Origin of the sequence: Enterobacter sp. WCHEn045836 (assembly GCF_003965585.1) — a bacterium.
In the GTDB taxonomy this organism is placed as follows: Bacteria; Pseudomonadota; Gammaproteobacteria; order Enterobacterales; family Enterobacteriaceae; genus Enterobacter; species Enterobacter dissolvens.
The window spans coordinates 271,208-293,020 of record NZ_RXPT01000005.1 but is presented as its reverse complement, the minus strand read 5'-3'; the positions used below and the strand labels follow the sequence as shown (position 1 = coordinate 293,020).

At 59.0% G+C, this 21,813-nt stretch carries 20 protein-coding genes; 8 read left to right on the top strand and 12 right to left on the bottom strand.

The window, feature by feature from the left end; all coding sequences use genetic code 11:
• Positions 1 to 52 precede the first annotated feature (52 nt).
• Positions 53 to 823 (bottom strand): DeoR/GlpR family DNA-binding transcription regulator, encoded by a 771-nt coding sequence (locus tag EKN38_RS09125; protein ID WP_014830504.1) that lies wholly within the window; start codon positions 821 to 823, stop codon positions 53 to 55.
• Between the two features lie 81 nt (positions 824 to 904).
• On the opposite strand from EKN38_RS09125, the gene EKN38_RS09120 reads away from it, so the two are divergent.
• Positions 905 to 1,291: a VOC family protein gene (locus tag EKN38_RS09120; RefSeq protein ID WP_014830503.1), complete on the top strand. Its 387-nt coding sequence runs from the start codon at positions 905 to 907 to the stop codon at positions 1,289 to 1,291.
• A gap of 187 nt (positions 1,292 to 1,478) precedes the next feature.
• On the top strand, positions 1,479 to 2,096 hold the full coding sequence (locus EKN38_RS09115) for a response regulator transcription factor (RefSeq protein ID WP_014830502.1): 618 nt from the start codon (positions 1,479 to 1,481) through the stop codon (positions 2,094 to 2,096).
• 3 nt (positions 2,097 to 2,099) lie between these two features.
• Here the strand turns inward: EKN38_RS09115 and EKN38_RS09110 are convergent, their stop codons facing one another.
• Genes EKN38_RS09110 through EKN38_RS09090 form a run of 5 tightly spaced genes read right to left on the bottom strand, consistent with a single transcriptional unit; the run spans position 2,100 to position 9,312 of the window.
• Complete coding sequence (locus EKN38_RS09110) at positions 2,100 to 7,682, bottom strand: ATP-binding protein (RefSeq protein ID WP_126522007.1); 5,583 nt, start codon at positions 7,680 to 7,682, stop codon at positions 2,100 to 2,102.
• A 9-nt stretch (positions 7,683 to 7,691) separates the two neighbouring features.
• Complete coding sequence (locus tag EKN38_RS09105; RefSeq protein ID WP_014830500.1) at positions 7,692 to 8,072, bottom strand: response regulator transcription factor; 381 nt, start codon at positions 8,070 to 8,072, stop codon at positions 7,692 to 7,694.
• Positions 8,073 to 8,095: 23 nt separating this feature from the next.
• Entirely contained in the window at positions 8,096 to 8,356 is a 261-nt protein-coding gene (locus EKN38_RS09100) for a XapX domain-containing protein (protein WP_014830499.1), read from the bottom strand.
• Complete coding sequence (locus EKN38_RS09095; protein ID WP_014830498.1) at positions 8,353 to 8,565, bottom strand: DUF1427 family protein; 213 nt, start codon at positions 8,563 to 8,565, stop codon at positions 8,353 to 8,355. Before EKN38_RS09095 ends, EKN38_RS09100 begins: the two co-directional genes overlap by 4 nt.
• A 60-nt stretch (positions 8,566 to 8,625) precedes the next feature.
• Positions 8,626 to 9,312 (bottom strand): hydrolase, encoded by a 687-nt coding sequence (locus EKN38_RS09090; protein WP_003863053.1) that lies wholly within the window; start codon positions 9,310 to 9,312, stop codon positions 8,626 to 8,628.
• 217 nt (positions 9,313 to 9,529) lie between these two features.
• Here EKN38_RS09090 and EKN38_RS09085 point away from each other — a divergent pair, with 217 nt between their 5' ends.
• The 4 genes from EKN38_RS09085 to EKN38_RS09070 are packed head-to-tail and all read left to right on the top strand — an operon-like array spanning position 9,530 to position 14,276.
• Positions 9,530 to 11,401 carry an amidohydrolase gene (locus EKN38_RS09085; protein WP_126522005.1) on the top strand — a complete coding sequence of 624 codons (1,872 nt, stop codon included), beginning with the start codon at positions 9,530 to 9,532 and terminating at the stop codon, positions 11,399 to 11,401.
• The gene (locus EKN38_RS09080; protein ID WP_014830495.1) at positions 11,401 to 11,808 is read left to right on the top strand and encodes a DoxX family protein; all 408 of its coding nucleotides are present in this window, start codon (positions 11,401 to 11,403) and stop codon (positions 11,806 to 11,808) included. Before EKN38_RS09085 ends, EKN38_RS09080 begins: the two co-directional genes overlap by 1 nt.
• Positions 11,805 to 13,424, top strand: coding sequence for an MFS transporter (locus EKN38_RS09075; protein WP_014830494.1), 1,620 nt, complete (start codon positions 11,805 to 11,807; stop codon positions 13,422 to 13,424). Before EKN38_RS09080 ends, EKN38_RS09075 begins: the two co-directional genes overlap by 4 nt.
• Before the next feature lie 30 nt (positions 13,425 to 13,454).
• A complete protein-coding gene (locus tag EKN38_RS09070) occupies positions 13,455 to 14,276 on the top strand; it encodes an alpha/beta fold hydrolase (protein WP_014830493.1) in 822 nt (273 codons plus the stop codon).
• Here EKN38_RS09070 and EKN38_RS09065 read toward each other — a convergent pair.
• Positions 14,239 to 15,660: an MFS transporter gene (locus EKN38_RS09065; protein WP_043951561.1), complete on the bottom strand. Its 1,422-nt coding sequence runs from the start codon at positions 15,658 to 15,660 to the stop codon at positions 14,239 to 14,241. The genes EKN38_RS09070 and EKN38_RS09065 overlap by 38 nt on opposite strands.
• Before the next feature lie 50 nt (positions 15,661 to 15,710).
• A complete protein-coding gene (locus EKN38_RS09060; RefSeq protein WP_014830491.1) occupies positions 15,711 to 16,799 on the bottom strand; it encodes a cellulase family glycosylhydrolase in 1,089 nt (362 codons plus the stop codon).
• A 185-nt stretch (positions 16,800 to 16,984) separates the two neighbouring features.
• Here EKN38_RS09060 and EKN38_RS09055 point away from each other — a divergent pair, with 185 nt between their 5' ends.
• On the top strand, positions 16,985 to 17,992 hold the full coding sequence (locus EKN38_RS09055; protein ID WP_126522003.1) for a LacI family DNA-binding transcriptional regulator: 1,008 nt from the start codon (positions 16,985 to 16,987) through the stop codon (positions 17,990 to 17,992).
• Here the strand turns inward: EKN38_RS09055 and fosA are convergent.
• On the bottom strand, positions 17,978 to 18,403 hold the full coding sequence (fosA, locus tag EKN38_RS09050; RefSeq protein ID WP_014830489.1) for a FosA/FosA2 family fosfomycin resistance glutathione transferase: 426 nt from the start codon (positions 18,401 to 18,403) through the stop codon (positions 17,978 to 17,980). The genes EKN38_RS09055 and fosA overlap by 15 nt on opposite strands.
• 199 nt (positions 18,404 to 18,602) lie before the next feature.
• Here fosA and trpS point away from each other — a divergent pair, with 199 nt between their 5' ends.
• Complete coding sequence (gene trpS / locus EKN38_RS09045) at positions 18,603 to 19,604, top strand: tryptophan--tRNA ligase (RefSeq protein WP_014830488.1); 1,002 nt, start codon at positions 18,603 to 18,605, stop codon at positions 19,602 to 19,604.
• A gap of 584 nt (positions 19,605 to 20,188) precedes the next feature.
• On the opposite strand, the gene EKN38_RS09035 is transcribed toward trpS, so the two are convergent.
• Genes EKN38_RS09035 through EKN38_RS09025 form a run of 3 tightly spaced genes read right to left on the bottom strand, consistent with a single transcriptional unit; the run spans position 20,189 to position 21,489 of the window.
• Positions 20,189 to 20,686 (bottom strand): Hcp family type VI secretion system effector, encoded by a 498-nt coding sequence (locus EKN38_RS09035; RefSeq protein ID WP_014830487.1) that lies wholly within the window; start codon positions 20,684 to 20,686, stop codon positions 20,189 to 20,191.
• An 18-nt stretch (positions 20,687 to 20,704) separates the two neighbouring features.
• Complete coding sequence (locus EKN38_RS09030) at positions 20,705 to 21,037, bottom strand: DUF1493 family protein (RefSeq protein ID WP_014830486.1); 333 nt, start codon at positions 21,035 to 21,037, stop codon at positions 20,705 to 20,707.
• Positions 21,031 to 21,489: an STM2901 family protein gene (locus EKN38_RS09025; protein ID WP_014830485.1), complete on the bottom strand. Its 459-nt coding sequence runs from the start codon at positions 21,487 to 21,489 to the stop codon at positions 21,031 to 21,033. The genes EKN38_RS09030 and EKN38_RS09025 overlap by 7 nt, the downstream gene beginning before the upstream one ends.
• Positions 21,490 to 21,813: the final 324 nt, after the last annotated feature.

The following is a 21,813-nucleotide window of genomic DNA, read 5'->3' as shown; positions in this document are numbered from 1 at the left end:
CAGCATTTAGCGCTCAAAACCAGAGTGTAGACTGTTTTACCTGTGAAAGTCCTCAGGCGCACACAATGCGAATGTCCTGTGCCGCAAACGCGTCGACAACGCCCTGTTCCAGCGCCTCTTCTACCACCAGCACATCAATGTCCTGGCACGTCGCCACCACAAAGCGCGCCACGCCGGGAAGTTTATCTGCCGTCAGGGCCACGATGGTCTGGTTGCTCTGGGCGATAACCGCCTTTTTGAATTCGCAGTCGGCAAAGTCAAAGCCAGTGAGCCCCATCTGCGGATCCATCGCGCAGCCGCCAATAAAGGCCTGATCGAAGATGATGCCCCGGATCTGACCGGCGGCCGTGGCGCCCACCGACCCGCCGGATGCCCGCTGGATCTGCCCGCCAGTGATGATCACCTCGCACAGGGGATGGCGCAGCAGTTCCGTGGCGATGGCCGGGGAGTTGGTCACCACCGTGACGTGGAGATCCGCCGGGAGGGCTTTCGCCAGCGCCAGGTTTGTTGTCCCCGCGTCGATAAAAATGCACCCGTCCGCCTGAACCAGCGTTGCTGCTTTATGCGCGATTGTGTGCTTTTCTGCACTTATTTTCTGCTCGCGGCTTAAAAAATTACCCGCATCCGGAAGCTGAAGCACCGCGCCACCGTAGACCTTTTTGCAATAGCCCTCTTTGCTAAGTTCATGTAAATCACGGCGAATCGTGTGCTCGGATACGTTCATCTGGCTCGCCAGCTCGGTACAGACCACCCTTCCGCTCTTCTGAAGGATCTGGCGGATCCGCTCTTGTCGCTGTTCAGGAAAAGCTGCATAATCGAGCATTGAAAGTCCTTTAAAAATTCTAATCGAGTATCAATGCGCATAATGTTGCATAACCGCGCAACACAAACAACGAGGGTTACAATGAATATTGCACATGTCGCACTCTGGACCCGCAGCCTTAACGCCCAGGTTCAGTTCTGGGAAACGGTGTTTAATGGCCGCAGCAACGCACGCTACGTCAGTAAAAATCGTCCGGGCTTTGAATCCCATTTTATTACCCTGGATGACGGACCAACGATTGAGCTAATGACCGTCCCGGAGCTGCCCGACGCGCCCGCGCACCCGGAGTTTATCGGCTGGGCGCATATCGCCCTGCACGTTGGCAGCAAAGCCACGGTGGACAGCATGGCGGAGACGGCACGGGCAAACGGCACGCTGCTCAGCGCGCCGCGGATGACGGGAGACGGATTTTATGAGGCGGTGATTGCCGACCCCGACGGTAACCGGATTGAGCTTGTTGGTGCATAAAAACAGCGCTTCGTCACTCACCACCTGGCCACATTTTGATTACACTTCATATTCATATCATTATCATATTGTTAAATGATAATGGTCGCTAATGTGTTAGTATAAATGAGCATGGCAAACCGTCTCTTTCCATCGAAAGGGACTGTTTTTACTCTCAAATTTTGCTGATCACACACCGGGGCGGTGAATGGAACACATTGTGTATGTGGTTGATGACGATGACGCCGTCAGGCACTCGGTCGCCGGGTTGCTGGAATCGGCAGGCTTACAGGCCATCGGATTTTCCTCGGCAGAAGCGTTTCTTCAGCACCGCTTCGAGGACCTGCCCTCATGCGTGATCCTCGATATGCAAATGCCCACCATCTCCGGTTTCGAGGTTGCTGATGCCCTCAGGGACAGCGGACGCGAGATCCCGATTATTTTTCTCACCGGCCACGGTACTATTCCCATGTCGGTTCGCGCCATCAAAGGCGGAGCCTACGAATTTCTGACCAAACCGGTTGAATCCGCCGCGCTTATCGACGCCATTGAATCCGCGCTCCGGCTGGCGGAAAACAACGCCGCACGCAATAAAGAGCACTATGCTCTGAAGCAGCGCCATATGTCCCTCACGCCGCGCGAACATGAAGTGCTCCAGCTGGCGATAAGCGGCCTGCTGAACAAGCAGATCGCCGCCGAGCTTGGGGTGAGTGAAATTACGGTGAAAGTCCATCGCCGCCGCGTGATGGAGAAGATGCAGGTACGCTCCGTGGCAGAGCTGGTCAGGGTCGTGGAACGCCTGAGCAAAAGTCTGCCAACGGAATAACCGTTACCCTTCCTGTGCCGCAAGCGGCAGCGCAAAGGCAAAGACGGTGCCGTGCGGCTCCCGGCGGCGCGCGCTCAGTTTCCCGCAGTGCCGCTCAATGATGCTGGCACTGATGGTCAGCCCCATCCCCATGCCCTGCGCTTTGGTGGAATAGAACGAGTCAAAAATCTTCTCCAGCCGCTCAGGCTCAATGCCGCTGCCGGTATCGGCTATCTCAACCAGCACCCTCCCTTCCGCGTTGCTGGTGGTAATGGTGATGGTGCAAGGGCGATCTTTCACCTCGGCCATCGCCTCTACTGCATTCATCACCAGGTTGAGCAATACCTGCTGGATCTGCACGCTATCGCCGGTGATAAAGCTGTCACTGGCCTTCAACAGATAATCAACGCTAATGTGTCGCTGCTCAAGCTCGCTGCGCGAGAGTGCGATGATATGGTGGATCAGGTAGTGCAGATCGATGCGTGAGAAGGTTGGATCCTGCTTACGCGTCAGAGACTGAATGCTGCGGATGATCTCCCCCGCCCGCGCGCCTTCAGCGGCGATCTCCTCCAGCCCTTCCCGCACTTTATCCAGCCGGGCAGGCTCCCGGCTGAGCCAGCGCAGGCTCGCCCCGGCGTTGGAGACGATCGACATCAGCGGCTGGTTGATCTCATGGGCGATGGAGGAGGTCAGTTGCCCGACGGTGGTGGCCCGGGAAACGCGCGCCAGATCTGCCTGCGCCACCCGCATCGCATCCTCCGCCGCACGCTGGCTGGTGATGTCGGTGATGATGCCGTAATACTCATTCACCTCGCTGCCCACGCCCACCGGATCGCCAATGCCGAGAATATAGCGGATTGAGCCATCGGTACGGTTGATGCGGAACTCCGCCCGCATGGAGAGCCCTTCACCTACGCTTTGGGTGACAATGGCGCTGATCCGGGCGTAATCGTCCTGATGCACAAAGGTCAGAAACTCGGCCATCGAGATCATTTTTTGCTGTTCAGGCAGGCCGAGGATGCGGGCGTACTCCTCAGAGATAAACATCAGATCCTGCTCCAGCTCCCAGCGCCAGCTGCCGGTGTGGCTGATTTGCTCGCCCAGCATCAGCGAGGTCTGGCTGGATCGCAGCTCTTTCTCCACGCGGCGACGCTGGATGTTTTCCGCCAGCAGTTCGGCATAAAGACGTGCCGTCTCCAGCGAGACCGCCGCCTGCGCCCCCAGCAGGCTCACCACGCGGGAGTGCTCGGCGGTAAAGACCTCCGGCATCAGGCGGTTTTCGAGGTAGAGCACGCCCACCAGCCGCGCCTGTTTGAACATCGGGACGCACATCACGGCCGCCCCCGAGGTCACAAGATAAGGATCCTGACTGAAGGGGTGGAACTCTTCCGGCTTGCCGGTGCGGATCTCCTGCCCGGTGCGGATCACCGCCGCCAGCACCGACAGCGGCATATCGGTCGCCATCGGGACCTCTTTCAGGATCCGCACCCGCACGCCGTCGGTACTGGTCCACGCGCTGGCCTCGATCTCCGGAATATGGTTGTCGCTCACGCGCAGCAGCAGGCCGCGCTGCGCCCCGGCCCGTTCAAGCAACAGCGTCATCAGGTTTTCGATCAACCGCTCAAGGTTAATTTCTTCAGACAGCGCGCGTGACGCCTTGATCACGCTTTGCAGATCGCGGATCACTTCATTCTGTGCGAAAGCCACCGTGTCGTAGGCGCTGGCCTGCGCGGAGCTCAGAAGATGCGGGAAATCCTGCTCAAGCTGGCGCACTTTGGCCTGTGCGCCGGCGCGACCCCAGGCGGCTATCGCCCCCCGGAAGTGAGCGTCCGAGGCCGTCGGGTAGCCGCAGGCAAGAGCAAAGCGTCCCGCCAGCTCGTGGGCCAGGGCATTCAGGGGATTAAAACCGCCCTCCCGCGAGAGGCGCACCGCTTTCTCATACTGCTCAAGCGCAATGCTGTTCATCCCGTCCAGACGCACGATTTCGGCGTAAATCAGCGCTTCTTTGTCGGCAAACGTGCCCGGATTAATCCGCGCCCAGAGGGCAATTTTGTCGTAATGGGCGTGAATACTGCGCCGGTGATCCGCCGAGAAGGTCTCCGGCGTCAGCTGTCTGGAAAGCGACAGGGCGCTGTAGAGATGGTAATCCAGCAGGTGAATATGGCCGGGCGCAGACCACGCGAACCAGCCCGCCTGCTCCAGTTCCCTCTGCGCGGCGGCATACTCCCCGCAGGTAAAGTGCGCCATCCCGCGGTACAGCCAGTACCAGAACAGCATGGTCGAGGTCTGCTCCGGGGCCTGCTCAGGCGCCGCCGGCAGCATCGCTTCAGGCAGCACCTGCGTGGCGCTCCAGGTGCCGATCACCGGCGTACGCAGAAACTCAACATAGCCGCGCTGGAGCATCAAAATCGTTTCGATGTCCTGGAAGTGGGTTTTGCGGACAAAGGCCAGACCGCGATCGATGCTGGTCAGCACCCCGTCCAGATGATCGCCCCGCGAGAGGAAGTTGATCACCTGGTGGCAGGCCGCAAAGCAGGCCACCGTCATGTCACCGTGGGTGACGGCGGCGGTAAAACAGGCCTTGGCGCACTCAATGGTGAACGACAGCGGCTGGGTCCAGACGCTGAGCTGATCGAGCGGCAGCAGGGTTTTGGCTTCAAAGGCATCGTAGCCGTGACGGTTTACCAGCTCGCGGGCCAGCGTGCCGTACTGGAACCCAAGGCGATACTCGGCGTAGCGTTGACCAATCAACACCCCAAACCAGGCCATCGCCGTGGTGGAGGCGCCGGTGATACCGTGGTCGAGGGTCAGATGCATCATGCGGCAGAGCAGCAAAAAGTGCAGGCGCGGACAGATAAAGCTGGCGCAAATGCTGGCACTGTAGAGCAGATTCATCACCGCTTCGGTTTCGGGGTTGTCCATCTGCGAGAGCTGAACAAAAAGAGGGTGCGGCGCGTCACCCGCGCGGTTGCAGAACTGTTCCCAGGCCTCGTCGCATTCATTGTCTTCCGGGTAGTGGCTGATCTGGATACCAAAAATCCCCAGCCAGCACAGCGCCGCCTCCAGCGCCAGACGGCTGTCGGACTTTCGGATATACACTTCCACCAGCAGGTTAGCCGCCAGCGCTTTTTCGGTCAGACCGCCGGGGCAGCCGAGGATCAAATCACACAGTTCTCGGGTACGCTCCAGGTGGCCGAGCGCAAATTCACAGCCCGCCTCTTCGATGTCGAGCATAAAGTCAGACACCGTCCCGGTATTGCCCAACGCCCTGGCGGTCTGTATGTAGCTCAGTGCCGAATGATAATCGCCCGTGCGCTTCGCCCGCCGTGCGGCCAGCAGGCTGAGTTCGCGGAACATCTGCCGCTGCGGAGCGGGCTGGATGCTGTCCAGCGCGGCCGTCACGTGGTGCACGGCGCGGAACAGCAGTTCGTTCCCCGCCGCCTGGCGCGCGGCCTCGGCCAGCAGGCTGGCGGTGGTCAGGTGCAGGTGGCTTTTTTCACCCGGGTCCAGCAGCGCAAAGGCGACTTCCTGCACCCTGTCGTGGGTAAAGGCGTACTCTTTTTCCGTCAGCACAATCAGCTGCGCCATCACCGCCGGGTGCAGCGCGTAACGGATTTCCGCCACCGACATCCCGACCACCCGGCACAGCATCTCCAGCTCGCCCGTGCCGCCAAGACAGGCGATGCTGCCCAGCAGTCGACGCGTTTCGTCGGGCATATCTTCGAGCTTTTCCAGCACCAGGGTGACGACGTTTTCGGTGTAATGCCGGGCTCGGATCGCCTGCAGATCGTACTGCCATTTATCCTGGTACTTGTTGTGGACCACCAGACCGTCATCAACAATGCGGCGGAAAAACTCATGCACGAACAGCGGGTTACCGCCGGTTTTCTCGTGGATCAGCGTGGCGAGATCGGTGGTCGTGGCGCTGCGGACGCGAAATAGCGTGCCCAGCCAGCGTGCTACCGCCTTCACCGTCAGCGACTGCGGAATAACCTCGATGGTGTTTTGCGCCGACGCCGGCAGGCTCGCGAGCTGCTGCTGTAGCGTCGGGTCGGATAACGACGCGATGTCCCGGTGCGCCACCACCACCAGCAGCGGGATGGCACCGCAGGTCACCAGCAGGTGCTTCAGCGTTTGCAGGCTGGCGGCGTCGCTCCACTGGAGATCGTCAAGCAGCAAGACCAAAGGACAGCCCTGAGAGGCAAAGGTCTTCACCAGCGCCAGTACCATATGGCTGAAGCGCGCCCGGGCATCGATGGAAAAGGTATCTGCCGAGAAGCGGGGTTTACTCTCCAGCAGCAGACCCAGTTCCGGCACCAGGCTGACGGCCAGCTCCTCATACCCCTCCAGGGCGCGTGAGAGACGGATTTTCCACTTCGCCACCTCTTCCGCGGGCAGCCCGAGCAGGTGCAGCGTCAGGGTGCGAAACGCCGAGCTTAATACACCGTAGGGTAACGTCGGGGAGAACTGATCCACTTTACCCACTGCCAGCAGCACCTTGCGCTGCTGCAGCGTTTTTAGCGCCGTCGCAATGATCGACGATTTACCGATCCCCGAGGGCCCGCCGATCGTCACCAGCTCCGGAACCATATTCTGCGCCACCCGCTCAAACGCGGCGATCACGTCGTTTGCCTGCGGATGCGCCGCAAAGAGAGAGTCCGCCAGATGGATCGCCGGCGTCCGGTCCTGCTGGCCGGGCGTAAAGGCGACGATTTCCCCCTCCGAGGTTAACGTTGCCTGACAGCGTCGTAGATCGGCAATCAGCCCGTCGACGGTCTGGTAGCGGTTATCGGGATTCTTCTCCAGCAGCTTGAGGATGATGGTTGACAGCATGCCGGGCACATCCGGACGCATCACGTCAGGAGAAAGTGGCTCAGAAGCAATGTGGTAATGCGCCCAGTTGGTCTGCTCGTCCGCGCCCAGCTCAAACGGCAGGCGTCCGGTCAAAAGCTCATAAAGCACAATGCCGAGGCTGTAGAGATCGCTACGGCAATCGACGGCCCGCTGTGTGCGGGTAGTGTGCTCCGGCGACATATAGGCGGGCGTTCCGCCAGAGACGGCCAGCCGGGTCTGGGAAAAGGCCCCGGAGATACTGCATGAAAGGCCAAAGCTGCCCAGACGGCAGGTGGCATCGTGATGAACGAAGATATTGCCGGGTTTGATATCGCCATGAATCAGGTTTTGCAGATGCATCTGGCGCAGCGGCGCGCAGATCTGGATCGCCAGCTCGATAAACCGCGCGATCCCGGAGATCGCCCTGCCCGCGCGTCGCGCCAGCAGCTCAAACGAAAACGGCGCATAGACCAGCGCAAAACGCCCCCGGTACTGGGTGGAGGCCACGGCGCGGATGGCCCAGTTGTCCTGCAGGTGATCGCGCAACGCGAACTCATTTTTGAGCAGCCGGGTGGCCCGCTCTTCCTCTTCGTCGCTGACCGCGGTGGCAATGATAAAGGAGCCGCCAGAATGGGGATGTCGCGCATTCATCCAGGAGATCCCGCCCTCCTGCGCCAGCACGGTAAAAATCACATCCTCTTTCAGGACAAAAACCCGCCCATCATGGAGATTTCCCTGGGCGGGCCAGAATGCAGGCAGCTCGTTTTCGTTCATCCGCGATCCTTATTGTCGGCGGGCCAGCTCCCGCTGAATATGATCCAGCAGAATATCGATGTTAATGGGCTTACGCAAAAATGCAGCGGCGCCCAGGCTAAGGGCGTACCGCTGCATATTTTCATCAGCATGACCGGAGATAAAGAGCACGGGCGGTGGCGGTGCGGCCAGCAGCCGCAGCTTTTCGAACAGCTCCAGGCCACTCATGCCCCGCAGCTTGATATCGGTGATCACCAGGGCCGCATTCGGCAGCGCGAAAGGGTGGCTCAGAAACACCTCTGCCGAATCAAAGGCATGGGTCGCATACCCTTCCGACTCCAGGAGGTTACTCAGCCCGCTGCGGACAGAACGTTCGTCATCAATGATGGCAATGCGCCACGGCAGCGTCATGCGGTCTTTCCTCAAACAAATCATTAAACGTCGCGATTTTCCTTCGCAGGCGCGGGAGGCGCCGTGCCGCTGATTTTCGGCACACATTCGTGACGAAACCAGGCAAGGGTCAGCGGTTCGCGACTCATCAGCCGACGTCCCACCGGGATCAACTGTTCGCCGACCAGCATACCAAACAGGCCAAGCAGGGCGACAACCGGCGGTGCCGGAGAATGGACATCGAGCAGAGCGTAAATTACCCCAGCCACTACGCCGCACACCAGCGAAATTATCCAGGCCTTCATGACGACTCTCCTGCCGGATGGTGAACCACTACCGGAACACTGGCTACGCTGTCGCGGGCTAACAGATGGCGCGTCGCCTGCTCCCCGGCCAGCATCCCCAGCAGACCAATCAGCGCCAGCGCAGGCGGCGCGGGAGAGCGTACCTTCAGCGCGGCATACATCAGGCCGATCAACACGCCTGCCGCAAGGGATATCAACCCTGTACTCATAGAGAACTCCAGAAAGCAGTCAGTGGCAGGCCGGATGAGGGACCAGCCTGCCGCCGGGACTTAGCGGGCCGGAACTGGCGCTAAGGTACGGTGCTCGCTCTTCTGGCGAGACGGTGCTTTGTGCACCATGGTGTAAGCGTAATCGACGCCCATGCCGTACGCGCCGGAGTGCTCACGCACGATGTCCATCACCGCGGTGTAGGTCTCTTTACGCGCCCAGTCACGCTGCCACTCCAGCATCACCTGCTGCCAGGTCACCGGGATCACGCCCGCCTGGATCATGCGCTGCATGGCGAAGTCGTGGGCTTCTTTTGAGGTACCACCGGAGGCGTCCGCCACCATATAGATCTCGTAATCGCCTTCCAGCATCGCGCACAGGGCAAAGCTGTTGTTGCACACTTCGGTCCACAGACCGGCAACCACCACCTTCTTCTTGCCGTTGGCTTTCAGCGCGTCACGCACTTTCTGGTCATCCCAGGAGTTCATGGAGGTACGCTCCAGGATGTCCTGGCCCGGGAACACGTCCAGCAGCTCCGGGTAGGTGTTACCGGAGAAGCTTTCGGTCTCTACGGTGGTGATGATGGTCGGGATGTTGAACACTTTGGCCGCTTTCGCCAGCGCCACGGTGTTGTTTTTCAGCACCTGGCGGTCAATAGACTGCACGCCAAACGCCATCTGTGGCTGGTGGTCGATGAAAATAATCTGACAGTTCGCAGGGGTTAAAACTTCGAGCTTTGAAGTGGTCATAGCATTTTCCAGTGGTTAAGGGTGAAATCGCCGTGAGTGCCACGACGATAAAGTCACCCTCATCCTGCGGTTTTCCGTCCCTGTGCGTAATTATCTCTTCGTATAGTTAACCTTAGGTATAGTTATACTTTGGTATACCTATCCTATTGTATAACTGGATCTTTGCCGAAACCGGTTCCCATAATCCTGACCATTCCCCTCTCAGTCAGGAGCAGTTATGGTTACCCCTGGAAAAGCCGAGCTCATTCTGGTTAATGGCCAGTTTCACACCGTCGATCGCGAGAATCCTGTGGCGGAAGCCGTCGCCGTGCGCGACGGAAAATTTCTGGAAGTGGGTACCGTCGCCGAGGTGATGCAACACCACTGCGACGGCACTAAAGTGGTGGATTTAAAAGGCCACACCGCCATCCCCGGCCTGAACGACTCCCACCTGCACCTCATTCGCGGCGGGCTGAACTACAACCTCGAGCTGCGCTGGGAAGGCGTGCCGTCTCTGGCCGATGCCCTGCGGATGCTGAAAGAGCAGGCCCTGCGCACGCCCTCGCCCCAGTGGGTGCGCGTGGTGGGCGGCTGGACCGAGTTTCAGTTTGCCGAGCGCCGCATGCCAACTCTGGATGAGATCAACGACGCCGCGCCGGATACCCCGGTCTTCATCCTGCACCTCTACGACCGCGCCCTGCTCAACCGCGCAGCGCTGAAGGTGGTGGGCTATATCAAAGACACGCCGAACCCGCCGGGCGGTGAGATCCAGCGCGACGCCAACGGCAACCCGACCGGGATGCTGATCGCCCGCCCTAACGCCATGATCCTCTACGCCACGCTGGCCAAAGGGCCGAAGCTGCCGCTGGAGCAGCAGGTCAACTCCACCCGCCAGTTCATGCGCGAGCTGAACCGCCTGGGGCTGACCAGCGCCATCGACGCGGGCGGCGGCTTCCAGAACTACCCGGAAGATTACGAGGTGATTGCCGAGCTGCACGAGAAAAAGCAGATGACCGTCCGCATCGCCTACAACCTCTTTACCCAGCGTCCGGGCCACGAGCTGGAAGACTTTGAAAAATGGACCGACATGCTCACGCCGGGCCAGGGCAGCGACTTCTTCCGCCACAACGGCGCGGGCGAAATGCTGGTCTTCTCCGCCGCCGATTTTGAAGACTTCCTCGAGCCGCGCCCGGACCTCGCGCCGGGCATGGAGGATGAGCTGGAGCGCGTGGTGCGCCATCTGGTAGAGCACCGCTGGCCGTTCCGCCTGCACGCCACCTACAACGAATCCATCAGCCGCATGCTGGACGTGTTCGAGAAGGTGAACCGCGACATTCCGTTCAACGGTCTGCACTGGTTCTTCGATCACGCGGAAACGGTCACTCATGCCAACATCAACCGCATCAAAGCGCTCGGCGGCGGCATTGCCGTGCAGCACCGCATGGCCTTCCAGGGCGAATACTTTGCCGAGCGTTACGGCATTGAAGCCACCCGCCATACGCCACCGGTGGCAAAAATGCTCGAGACCGGCGTACCGGTGGGCTTAGGCACCGATGCCACCCGCGTGGCGAGCTACAACCCGTGGACCGCCCTCTACTGGCTGGTCTCCGGCCGTACCGTCGGCGGGATGCAGATGTACGATCACAGCGCCCGTCTGGATCGCGACACCGCCCTGATGCTCTGGACCCAGGGCAGCGCGTGGTTCTCCAGCGAGCAAAATCAGAAAGGGCAGATCAAAGTCGGCCAGCTCGCCGACCTGGCCGTGCTGAGCAAAGACTACTTCCGCGTGCCGGAAGAGGAGATCAAAGGCATCGAATCCGTCCTCACCGTGGTCAACGGCGATATCGTTTACGCCGCAGGTACCTTTGGCCCGCTGGCCCCGCCAGCCATTCCGGTTCTGCCCGAGTGGTCACCGGTGGTAAAAGTCCCTGGCCACTACCGCAGCGCACCGCCACAGGCCACACGCGTCGGCATGAGTGTGGTTCACCACTGCAGCGGCCCGTGCGGGGTTCACAGCCACCAGCATGACTTTGCGCGCACGTCAGAGATGCCGGTGTCCGACGATAACGCTTTCTGGGGGGCGCTGGGCTGCAGCTGCTTTGCATTCTGATGAAAAATACCATTGCTCCGCCCCGGGTCGACCTGGGGCTGTTCTTCCTGCGCCTCACCGGCAGCCTGCTGCTGCTGTACGTGCATGGCCTGCCGAAGGTGTTGCACTTCAGCGAAGAGCTGACGCGCATCGAAGATCCGTTTGGCCTGGGGCCGTATATGAGCCTGATCCCGGCGATCGTCGCGGAGGTGATCTGCCCGCTGTTTATCATTGTCGGCGTTTACACCCGCCTGGCCTGCCTGCCGGTCATCGCCGTGCTGCTGGTGGCGATGCTGGCGGTGCACCCGGACTGGTCGATTGCCGAAGGGCAGTTTGGCTGGCTGCTGCTGATCATCTTCACCACCCTTGCCCTGACCGGGCCTGGCCAGTGGCGGCTGCAGCGTAACGCCACGGAGAAATTCGCATGACTCAGGTTAACGACGTTCGCGACGCACACGTTGAGCCGACACCCGCGCAGACGGTCTCGCCCTGGCAGCCGCTGAGCCAGCCGGTGTTCCGTATGCTGTGGATCGCCACGGTGGTCTCTAACGTCGGCTCATGGATGAGCGACGTCGGCATCAACTGGAGCATGCTGAGCCTGAGCGCCGATCCGCTGGATATCGCGCTGGTACAGGCGGCCAGCAGCCTGCCGATGTTCCTCTTCGCCCTGCCCTCAGGGGTGATGGCGGACATCGTCGACCGACGTAAATACCTGCTCTTCTCCCAGCTGTGGGTATTTATCGCCGCCGCCGGGCTGGCGGTGCTCTCCTTCACCGGCCACGTCACGCCTGCGGTTCTGCTGGTAACAACGTTTCTGCTGAGCGTGGGTGCTGCGATGAGCTCGCCGCCGTTTCAGGCGGTGGTGCCCGACCTGGTGAGCAAGCCGGAGCTGGGTGCCGCCGTGGCGCTCAACTCGCTCGGGGTGAACATCAGCCGGGCCATCGGCCCCGCGCTGGGCGGTTTTCTGCTGTCGCTGGCCGGGCCGTGGATGGTGTTTGCCCTGAACGCGCTGTCCGTGGTCGGCGTGGCGTGGGTGCTGTGGCGCTGGCGTCCGGCTCCATCCGTGCAGCGTCTGCCGCCGGAGCACTTCTTCTCGGCGGTGCGCTCTGGCATCCGTTACGTGCACGCCGCGCCGGTGCTGCGCAACGTGCTGGTGCGCACGGTGGCCTTCTTCGTTTTCGGCAGCGCGGGCTGGGCCCTGCTGCCGCTGGTGGCGCGCCGCGAGCTGGGCTTAGGCCCGGCGGGCTACGGCGTGATGCTGGCGTGCATTGGCCTGGGGGCGATTGCCGGGGCGATCCTGTTGCCACGTCTGCGCCAGCGGTTGAATGCCGATCGGCTGATGGTGGCTGCCAGCCTGACGTTTGCTCTTACCATGCTGGCGCTGGCGTTCGTGCGCCACTTCTGGCTGCTGAACCTGTTTGAGTTTTTCACCGGCTTCGCGTGGATTGCGGTGCTCTCCACCCTCAACCTCGGCGCGCAGCGCAGTGCCGCACGCTGGGTGAAGGCCCGCGCGCTGGCGGTTTATCTGACGGTGTTCTTCGGCTCGATGACCGCAGGCAGCGCCCTCTGGGGGCAGATCGCGTCGCAGTTTGGTACCCCGACCTCTCTGGTGGTCGCCACGCTGGGGATGGTGCTGGCGAGCACCACGGTGTTCCGCTGGAAGCTGGAGAAAGATCCTGATTTAAATCTCGACCTCAGCGGCCAGCCGCTGGACGGCGTGGAGATCGACCTGCCGAACGAGCGCGGCCCGGTGCTGGTGTCGCACGAGTACATCGTCGAGCCGCACAACGCGAAAGCGTTTTTGCAGGCGGTGCACGAGCTGCGCCGGGTACGCCGTCGCGCCGGGGCAATGAGCTGGGCGGTATACGAAGATATTGAGCGCCCCGGTCTGTTTATCGAGACCTTCCTGATGGGCTCGTGGATTGAGCATCTGCGCCAGCAGGAGCGCCACACCATGAATGACCTCCTGCTGCAGAGCCGCGTTCTGGCTTTTCATCAGGGCACAACATCACCGGCTATTCGTTATCTGGTCGCGCCGGTTTAAACATAACAATCACCTGTAGAGGAAGACACTATGGCAACGTTTAAGGCAAAAGACGGCACGCAGATTTACTACAAAGATTGCGGCGCGGGTAAACCGGTTCTGTTCAGCCACGGCTGGCCGCTGGATGGCGACATGTGGGACAGCCAGCTGAACTACCTGGCCGAGCGCGGCTTCCGCGCCATCGCCTTTGACCGTCGCGGCTTTGGCCGCTCGGATCAGCCGTGGAACGGCTACGACTACGACACCTTTGCGTCCGACATCAACGATCTGATTACCACCCTGGACCTTCAGGACGTCACGCTGGTGGGCTTCTCCATGGGCGGCGGCGACGTGACCCGTTACATCAACAACTACGGCAGCGCACGCGTCGCCGGTCTGGCGCTGCTGGGCGCGGTCACGCCAATCTTCGGCAAATCGGATACCTTCCCGCAGGGTGTGGATCAGAGCGTATTCGACGGCATTCGCGACGGACTGCGTAAAGATCGCGCCCAGTTCATCAGCGACTTCGCCACCCCGTTCTACGGCATCAATGCCGGGCAGACCGTCTCTGCCGGTGCCCTGACCCAGACGCTGAACATCGCCCTGCTGGCATCCCTGAAGGGCACCATCGACTGCGTGACCGCGTTCGGCGAAACCGACTTCCGCCCGGATATGGCGAAAATCGACGTGCCGACGCTGGTGATCCACGGCAGCAACGACCAGATCGTGCCGTTTGAAAGCACCGGCAAGCTGGCGGCAGAGATGATCAAAAACGCCACGCTGAAGGTGTACGACAACGCGCCGCACGGCTTCGCGCTGACCCACCAGGACCAGCTCAACGAAGATCTGCTGGCGTTTGTGAAGTCGTTGTAATTTTTTCCAGGCCGGGTAAGGCGCAGCCGCCACCCGGCGCTTTCGCAGACGCGTTCCGCTCCGCCAGCAGCCGACAAATCTCCGCGTGCTTCTCCTCGGTAAAGGTAAAGCGCGACATAAAGCCCATGCGGATCACCGACCCAATCGCCGGCAGCAGGCAAATCCCGAAGAACAGCCCCGACAGCACGCCTTCGCTCTGAAGTTGCGCCTGCGGCACGTAACCGATCATCGTCAGAAACACGCCGATGAGCCCACCGCCCACTGCCACCGACATCTTGCCGGTAAAGGTCTGCCCGGAGAAGGTGATCGCCGCGCAGCGCTTGTGAGTGTGGTACTCCGCGTACTCAATGGTGTCGGCAATCATTGACGAGGTAAGGATGTTGGTCATCATCACGAACAGCGTGCTCAGGCCAAGCAGAATGAACAGCATCGTCACCTGCTGATACCCGACAAACCACATCACCACGCGCACCGCCACGTCCAGCCCGCAGAGGATCATAAACAGCTTCCGCTTCTGCATCCGGCGCGTCAGCATCGGGGCGACCAGGCACAGCACCGCCGCCACAATCCCCATCACGCCAATCGCCATCTGCAGGCTGCCGTCGCCCAGGTTGTTGATAAAGAAGTAGATATACAGCCCGCCCGCCACATTGTGAAACACGCAGAAAAAGAACGACAGCAGGACGATAAACAGCGGCTTGTTCTGGCGCAGGTTGTGGAAGGTGTCGCGGATGGTCACCTTTTCCGGGCTCGGCGGCACGCGCTCTTTGATCTGCATAAAGCCGTTGAGCATCAGCGGCAGGCCCACCAGCATCATCACCAGCGCCGCCATAAAGTAGCCTTTATCATTGCTGTACTGGGCGAAGAACGCCGCCAGCTTCGGGAAGAAGATGTTGGCGCAGGCAATGCCCGCGTTCACCCCAAGCATCGCCGCCGTCACCGCGCGGGTGCGCTGGGCGGAGTCGTTGGTCATCACCGACGACATCGACCAGAACGGGATATCGGAGATGGCATACAGCGTCCCCCACAGGATATACGTCACCCCGGCGTAGAGGATTTTGGTGGTCATGTCTGCTTCGATTTTATAGAACGACAGCAGCGTAACGCCGGTGATCAGCAGCGGCGCAATCAGCAAAAAGTGGCGAAACTTGCCGAACCGGCTGTTAATGGTATCCATGATGCTGGCAAACAGCGGATCGTGAACCGCGTCCCACGCGCGGGCAATCAGGAAGATGGTACTGGCCGCCAGCGCCGAGATCCCCAGCACGTCGGTGTAAAAATAGTTAATAAACGAGCCCACTAAACCAAAGCTAAAACACTGACCTAAACCATAGCCAAAATAAGACCACAACTCGCGAGACGGTATTTTCATTGTCGTTGCCATTGTTATATGCCTGCCTGGTTGCCCGGCGGTCGGCCGCCGGGTCGATATTATTAGCCCTGGACTTTCGGGGCGATCTTGCGCAATTGCTGCATCAGGGCGATTTCACGGCGTGAGAACGGAATGCCGTTCTCCTCAAACACGTCGTGGAACCAGAGGCGGCAGTAGTCCGTGGACTCCTTCATCACCACCGGCCACGGCAGCCACGTCTGGGTTTTGCCGCGCACCAGCCCCCACTGATACGGCGCGACCTTCACCGCGTACATCAGCGGAAGCTGCTCTTCCATCGTGCTGCCCACGTGGCGCGCCAGCCATTCGGTGCAGAACAGCGGGCGCCCGAGCTTTTGCAACTGCTGGATAATCGCCATCATGCGGCCGGTGTGGGTGTAGGCGTGGAAGCTCACCACGTCCGAGAGTGCCAGTGCGGTCTGGTCCAGCGGATGCTGGAAGAACGTCTCGCCCTCCTCTTCCGGCGGCAGACGCCACGCGCAGACGGTGAGCGGCTGGGTCGGGTCTTCTTCACGCACCCACAGGAACGCCAGCTTCATCAACTCGTGCGCGCAGGTCTCCAGCTTCGCGTCGTACTGCACCTCCTGCGTGCCCGTCGCGAAAATGCCGCGGTTGCCCGGCTCGTTATAGAGATCCCACAGCAGCACGCGCTTATCGTCGCGGAACTGGCGGACAACGTCGCGGATATAGCGTTCAATTTGCGGCCAGCAGTCCGGATCGCACACCTTGTCGCGCCCCGGACTCGCCGCCGCCTGACTGTTGTGCTTGCCCGGTACCGGCGGCTTTTGCGGGCCGAGGTACGGCTCGTCGCCGGAGAAGCCGCAGTCGTCCATAAGGGTCAGCATGGTGCTGAACCCGCGACTGTCGGCAATCGTCAAAAAGCGATCGATGCGCGCCATCAGCCCGTCGCGGTCGTGCTCCCAGACGATAAACGGCAGATTAATGCGCAGGGTGTTATAGCCCGCCTCCGCCGCCCAGCCCAGCTCGCGCTCGATGGTGACGGCATCGAAGGTCTCTTCCTGCCAGATATCGGTCCAGTTCACCGCCGTCGACGGCAGGTAGTTAAACCCGCACAGCCAGCCTTTCTGCTCATACCACGCCTGTGCCTGCTCCCTGCTCCACTGCTCTTTCATTACGCGTCCTCTCACTGATAATATTTAGCTAATAAATATTAGTTGCAGGATAAATGCGCAAATTACGGCGTTGAGAAAAGCGATGCCCCTCACAAAGTTCACGCTTCGATGAATGAGAAACGTGATCGACGGCGCTAAAGCGTGCGGTTAGGGTATGATGCGAAATCGCGAAAGGGAGAGGACGGATGAAGCGAAAAACGAAAGTGACGATGAACGATATTGCGCGGGCGGCAGGGGTATCGCAGGCGACGGTATCGCTGGTGCTTAACCAGTCCCGCAACATCAAGCTCAGCGACGACACTCGCCAGCGGGTGATTAATGTGGCCACCGAGCTCGGCTACGACCGCCTCCCCGCCGTTCACGCCCCGCGCAACCAGGAAGAGATCGCCCTGCTGGTGAGCTCCATGCAGAGCTTCGACCCGTTTATCGACGCCATCAGCCAGGCGCGGGAAGCGGCGTGGCGAAATGAAACCCTGCTCACCGTCTACGACTACGGCGACGACATCGAGCTGGCGCTGAACATCATCCGCCAGCTGGAGAAGCGCAACTGCATCGGGATTATTCTCGCCTCTCCGGTCACCACGCTGGTGGACATGACGGCCTTCCAGGACTGCACCCGCATCCCGCTGGTGCTGCTCAACCAGCGCGACCCCGGCTCGCCGCTGCTGCCGTCGTTTATCCCGGACGACTATGCTAACGCCTTCCAGGTGACGAAACACCTCATCACCTGCGGGGCCACGCGCATCGCCCACATCACCGGTGAGAGCTGGATGGAGGCCTCCCGCCAGCGTCTGGCGGGCTACCAGGCCGCGCTGCAGCAGGCCGGACTCGCGTGCGACGACAGCCTGGTGCGCCAGACCAACTGGCAGTTCAGCGAGTCCTTTACCGCCACCACCTCCCTGCTGGAACTGGCCGAGCGCCCGGACGCCATCTTCTGCGCCAGCGACTGGCTGGCGATTGGCTGCTATCAGGCGCTGGCGGTGAACGGTGTGCGCATCCCGCAGGACATGCTGCTGGCGGGCTACGACGACCAGAAGATCTCCGAGCAGCTCACCCCGCCGCTGACCAGTATCCAGCTGCCCTACAGCGAGCTGGGACGGCTGGCGGTGGAGTACCTGTGCGATCAGGAAGATGCCGCCACGCACGTGACGCTGGCGGGCAGGCTGAAGGTGCGCGCCTCAAGCCTCGTCTGAGGTAAACACCATGCCCGCATAGGGCTTCTCGCGACACGCCGCCAGCCGCGCGGCGAGGCTGCCCACGTGCAGCTCCAGCTTGTGCCCGTCCGGGTCGAGAAAATAGAACGACGCCCCCTCGCTTTTGTTCTGCTTCCAGACGGTAACGCCCGCCTGCTCAAGCCTTTGCGAGAACGGTTCAAAATCCTCTTCCGACACGGTAAACGCGTAGTGGGTATAGTCGCTCTCCTGCGGCGGCACATACTGGCGCGCCTCGTCGTACGACAGGCAAACCCACAGATCGCCGCAGGTGAGATAAGCCCCGGTATTCCAGCGGGCATGCAGCGCAAGCCCCAGCAGCTCGTGCCAGAAAGTGACGCTTTTTTGCAGGTCGCTGACCGCGAGGGTCAGATGGTTGAGTGATTGCAGCATGACGTGCCCTTTTGTTTTTCACGCCGGACGTGGTACGGTAAAGAGATGAACATAAACCACGCCGTGCTCACCGTAAACCGCTGGTGGCTGCCTTCTTAAAGGCGGCACGGAGTAGTTTTCCCCATTTTCAGATAGCCGCCGAAAGGCGGCTTTCACATTTCTAAGACCCCTTTCGGCAATTGCACATTAAGGAGTCTTTATGAACCCGCAAACCATCCTCACCGGCGACCGCCCAACCGGCCCGCTGCACCTCGGCCACTTCGTCGGATCGCTGCGCCAGCGCGTGGCTCTGCAGCAGACGCACAACCAGTTTGTGCTGATTGCCGACCTGCAGGGGCTGACCGACAACGGCAGTAACCCGCAGAAGATCCGCGACAACATCCCTGAAGTGCTGGCCGACTACCTCGCCGCCGGTATCGACCCGAACCTGACTACCATCTGCCTGCAGTCCGCCCTGCCCGCCCTCGCCGAGCTGACGATGCTGTATATGAACATCGTCACCGTCGCCCGCGTGGAGCGTAACCCGACGGTGAAAAACGAGATTGCGCAGAAGGGTTTCGCCCGCTCGCTGCCGGTCGGGTTTATGGCCTACCCCATCAGCCAGGCGGCGGACATCACCGCGTTTAAGGCCGAGTGCGTCCCCGTCGGCGACGACCAGCTGCCGATGATTGAGCAGACCAACGAGATTGTGCACAAGATGAACAGCCTGCTGCCCGCCCCGGTACTGCGCCACTGTAAAGCGATGCTGAGCGACACCAGCCGCCTGCCCGGCATCGATGGCAGCGCCAAGATGTCGAAATCGCTGGGCAACACGCTGCACCTTTCGGCCAGCGAAGAGACCATTCACCGTGCGGTCAGCGCCATGTACACCGACCCGAACCACCTGAAGGTGAGCGACCCGGGGCAGATTGAGGGAAACGTGGTGTTTACGTACCTCGACGCGTTTCATCCGGACAAGGAGAAAGTGGCGGCGATGAAGACGCACTACCAGGCGGGCGGGCTGGGTGACCGGGTTTGTAAGAACGAGCTGGAGGCGTGTTTGCAGGAGCTGATTGCGCCGATGCGGGAGCGGAGGGCGATGTACATGCGTGACAGGGGCGAGTTGATGGCGATGCTGAAGCGCGGGACCGAACGGGCGCAGGGGGTGACGCAGGAGACGTTGAGGGAGGTGAAGGTTGGGCTGGGGGTGCCGGTGTTTTGAGAGTGTGAGTTAAGAGAGTTAGCGGTGGAGTGTATGGTACCGGCATGAAGCCGCTAACTCTTTTATTACGAAAATAAGCGAGGCGCAACAATTCTTAAATGCATTATTAGCCAATGTCGTTTGTCATTCTGTTGAGAGCGCTATATTCATAGACTCTTTATATTTTTCGAACGTCGTAGCAAATGTTATGAGCAAGTTTATCATTTACATGCTGAATATATTTTTTGTGGTTATATAGTGACTATATGCCCCATTTCTTTGGTTAGTTTTGATAACTGGGAGGACCGTACAATCGCAATAACAATCATATTAGGAAGTGCACAGCTTATTGCGACATTACTTAATCGGGTGCTGCCTCATAAGTTATATATTTTAGGAAGGATAGCTGAACTGATAGAAGGTCCGCTATTAGTTATTGGCGCAATTTTGTGTCTGGATGTGTTTGAACCCTGGCCAATGAAGATTATTGGGATGTTTGCGTGGGTTATTTTTATGATGTTTCGGCCATCATTTACGAAAAGGAATAAAGAATGATATTCTCTGCCCGCACAAACGAAACGCTGGCGGGCAAGTTCAATATAACGTTATGCAGCAGAGCCAGAGGTTGGACGTTCATTCCACGCATCGTGCGCTAACAAGTTACCGTCCTTGTACAAATGGGTAATCTTCTCATAATTAAACGCCACCTCCTCCATATGCCCCGTCCCCGGACAGCCTCGGGTGTCGTACATTACTGGACTCACAGAAATGACCTTAACGTTCTCGAGCGTGATTCGGTAATACTCCTCCTCTTGCCCGGAATAGTTAATATGGTAAAACTTGAATTCTGCCGTTTTAAGGGTCTGACCCGTTGCTGCCGCTTTGAACAGATAGGGCGAAGAGCTGTCCAGTTCCTTAGTAAACTGAAACGGTGAATGCTGGCGAGTGCCGGTGACCTTGCCCGTTGCCGAGTCGGTTGGCAGGCTGAGGTTATGTTGTAATCCTCTTAGCTCAATACTTCCTTCCCTGTTTGCAACGTCACAGGAACCACGAATCATTGTGCCGCCGTCATTAGTTAAAAAAAGATGTACAGGTACGGCCATTCTATTGCTCCTTGCATTTTAGTCGTATAACCATTTGCCCGCTTTTGCGGATTCGATAAGCATTCCAATGGTGAAATCAGGAACCATCACCACAGGGAATTTTTCGAATGGATTCAATGAAAAAGGCTCATCAGGATAGTAGGTGATTATGTTAAAATTCCCTCTATCAACATCAAATTCTTTAAAAAACTCTTCCATTAAATCTTCTGCTTCAGTGACATCAAGCTGCATGTCAGTATCCAAATCAGTTTTAGCATTCAGTAATTTTTGCTTCGCTTCGTTATTCATCAGATAAACGCCGTTATAGCGTCTGGCTAAGGCGTAGATGCGCTGCTCAATATCCTCTACCATAGTTTGTCGCTGCCCCGCGCGATTCGATTATAATCACGTATTGCAGCATAGGTGATTAGTGATACATCAGCGACTAATATCACCATACCCACTAATGGAATCGTTCTTCCGATAAATGTACTGATTTGTGAAGCCATCCTACAGCGTACAGTCCATGGCGTGTAGCCGCCAATCCATGTCGGGAGCCTAATGCCATACGGGAACTTAGCTTGTTTGAAATAGCGCCTCATGGCTTTCGAGGCTCGGGACGTTCCTTCCTTCGCTCCCGCGGGTTTCTTTCTGGTCTTCTGATTATTAGCACCGCTATATAACGCAGCAATTCCAGCAACATCGTCAATACCAAAATGATCGGCAATTGATTCGCAATAAATCATAAAGAAAAGGCCGCCAGCGGTAAGATTTGTTCTGCCAGCATAAAAATACGTTCCATTTAGTTCTTCAGTTGTGTCCATTCTTCCTCCGAGGATTGCTCCAGGAAGAGATAATAAAATCTGATAAAAATTTATTTTGAGAGACACAGCTTATTTTTCATAAAAAATCAAACATTCATCTGAAAACAACTATTCGCAGTTATTATTCACAATCATTATATGAAATACTGCAAAAAAAGAACTGTGGTGCCGGGTGCCTCCCGGTGAGCAAAGCCCGCATAATGACGTTAACCCATAAATTATGCCCCACCGCACAGGGGGATTCACCACAATAAAAAGTATAATAAAAAGAGCGCGATAAAAAAGAGGTGCAAAGAGTTGATAACACGTCGGCTATTTAACTAT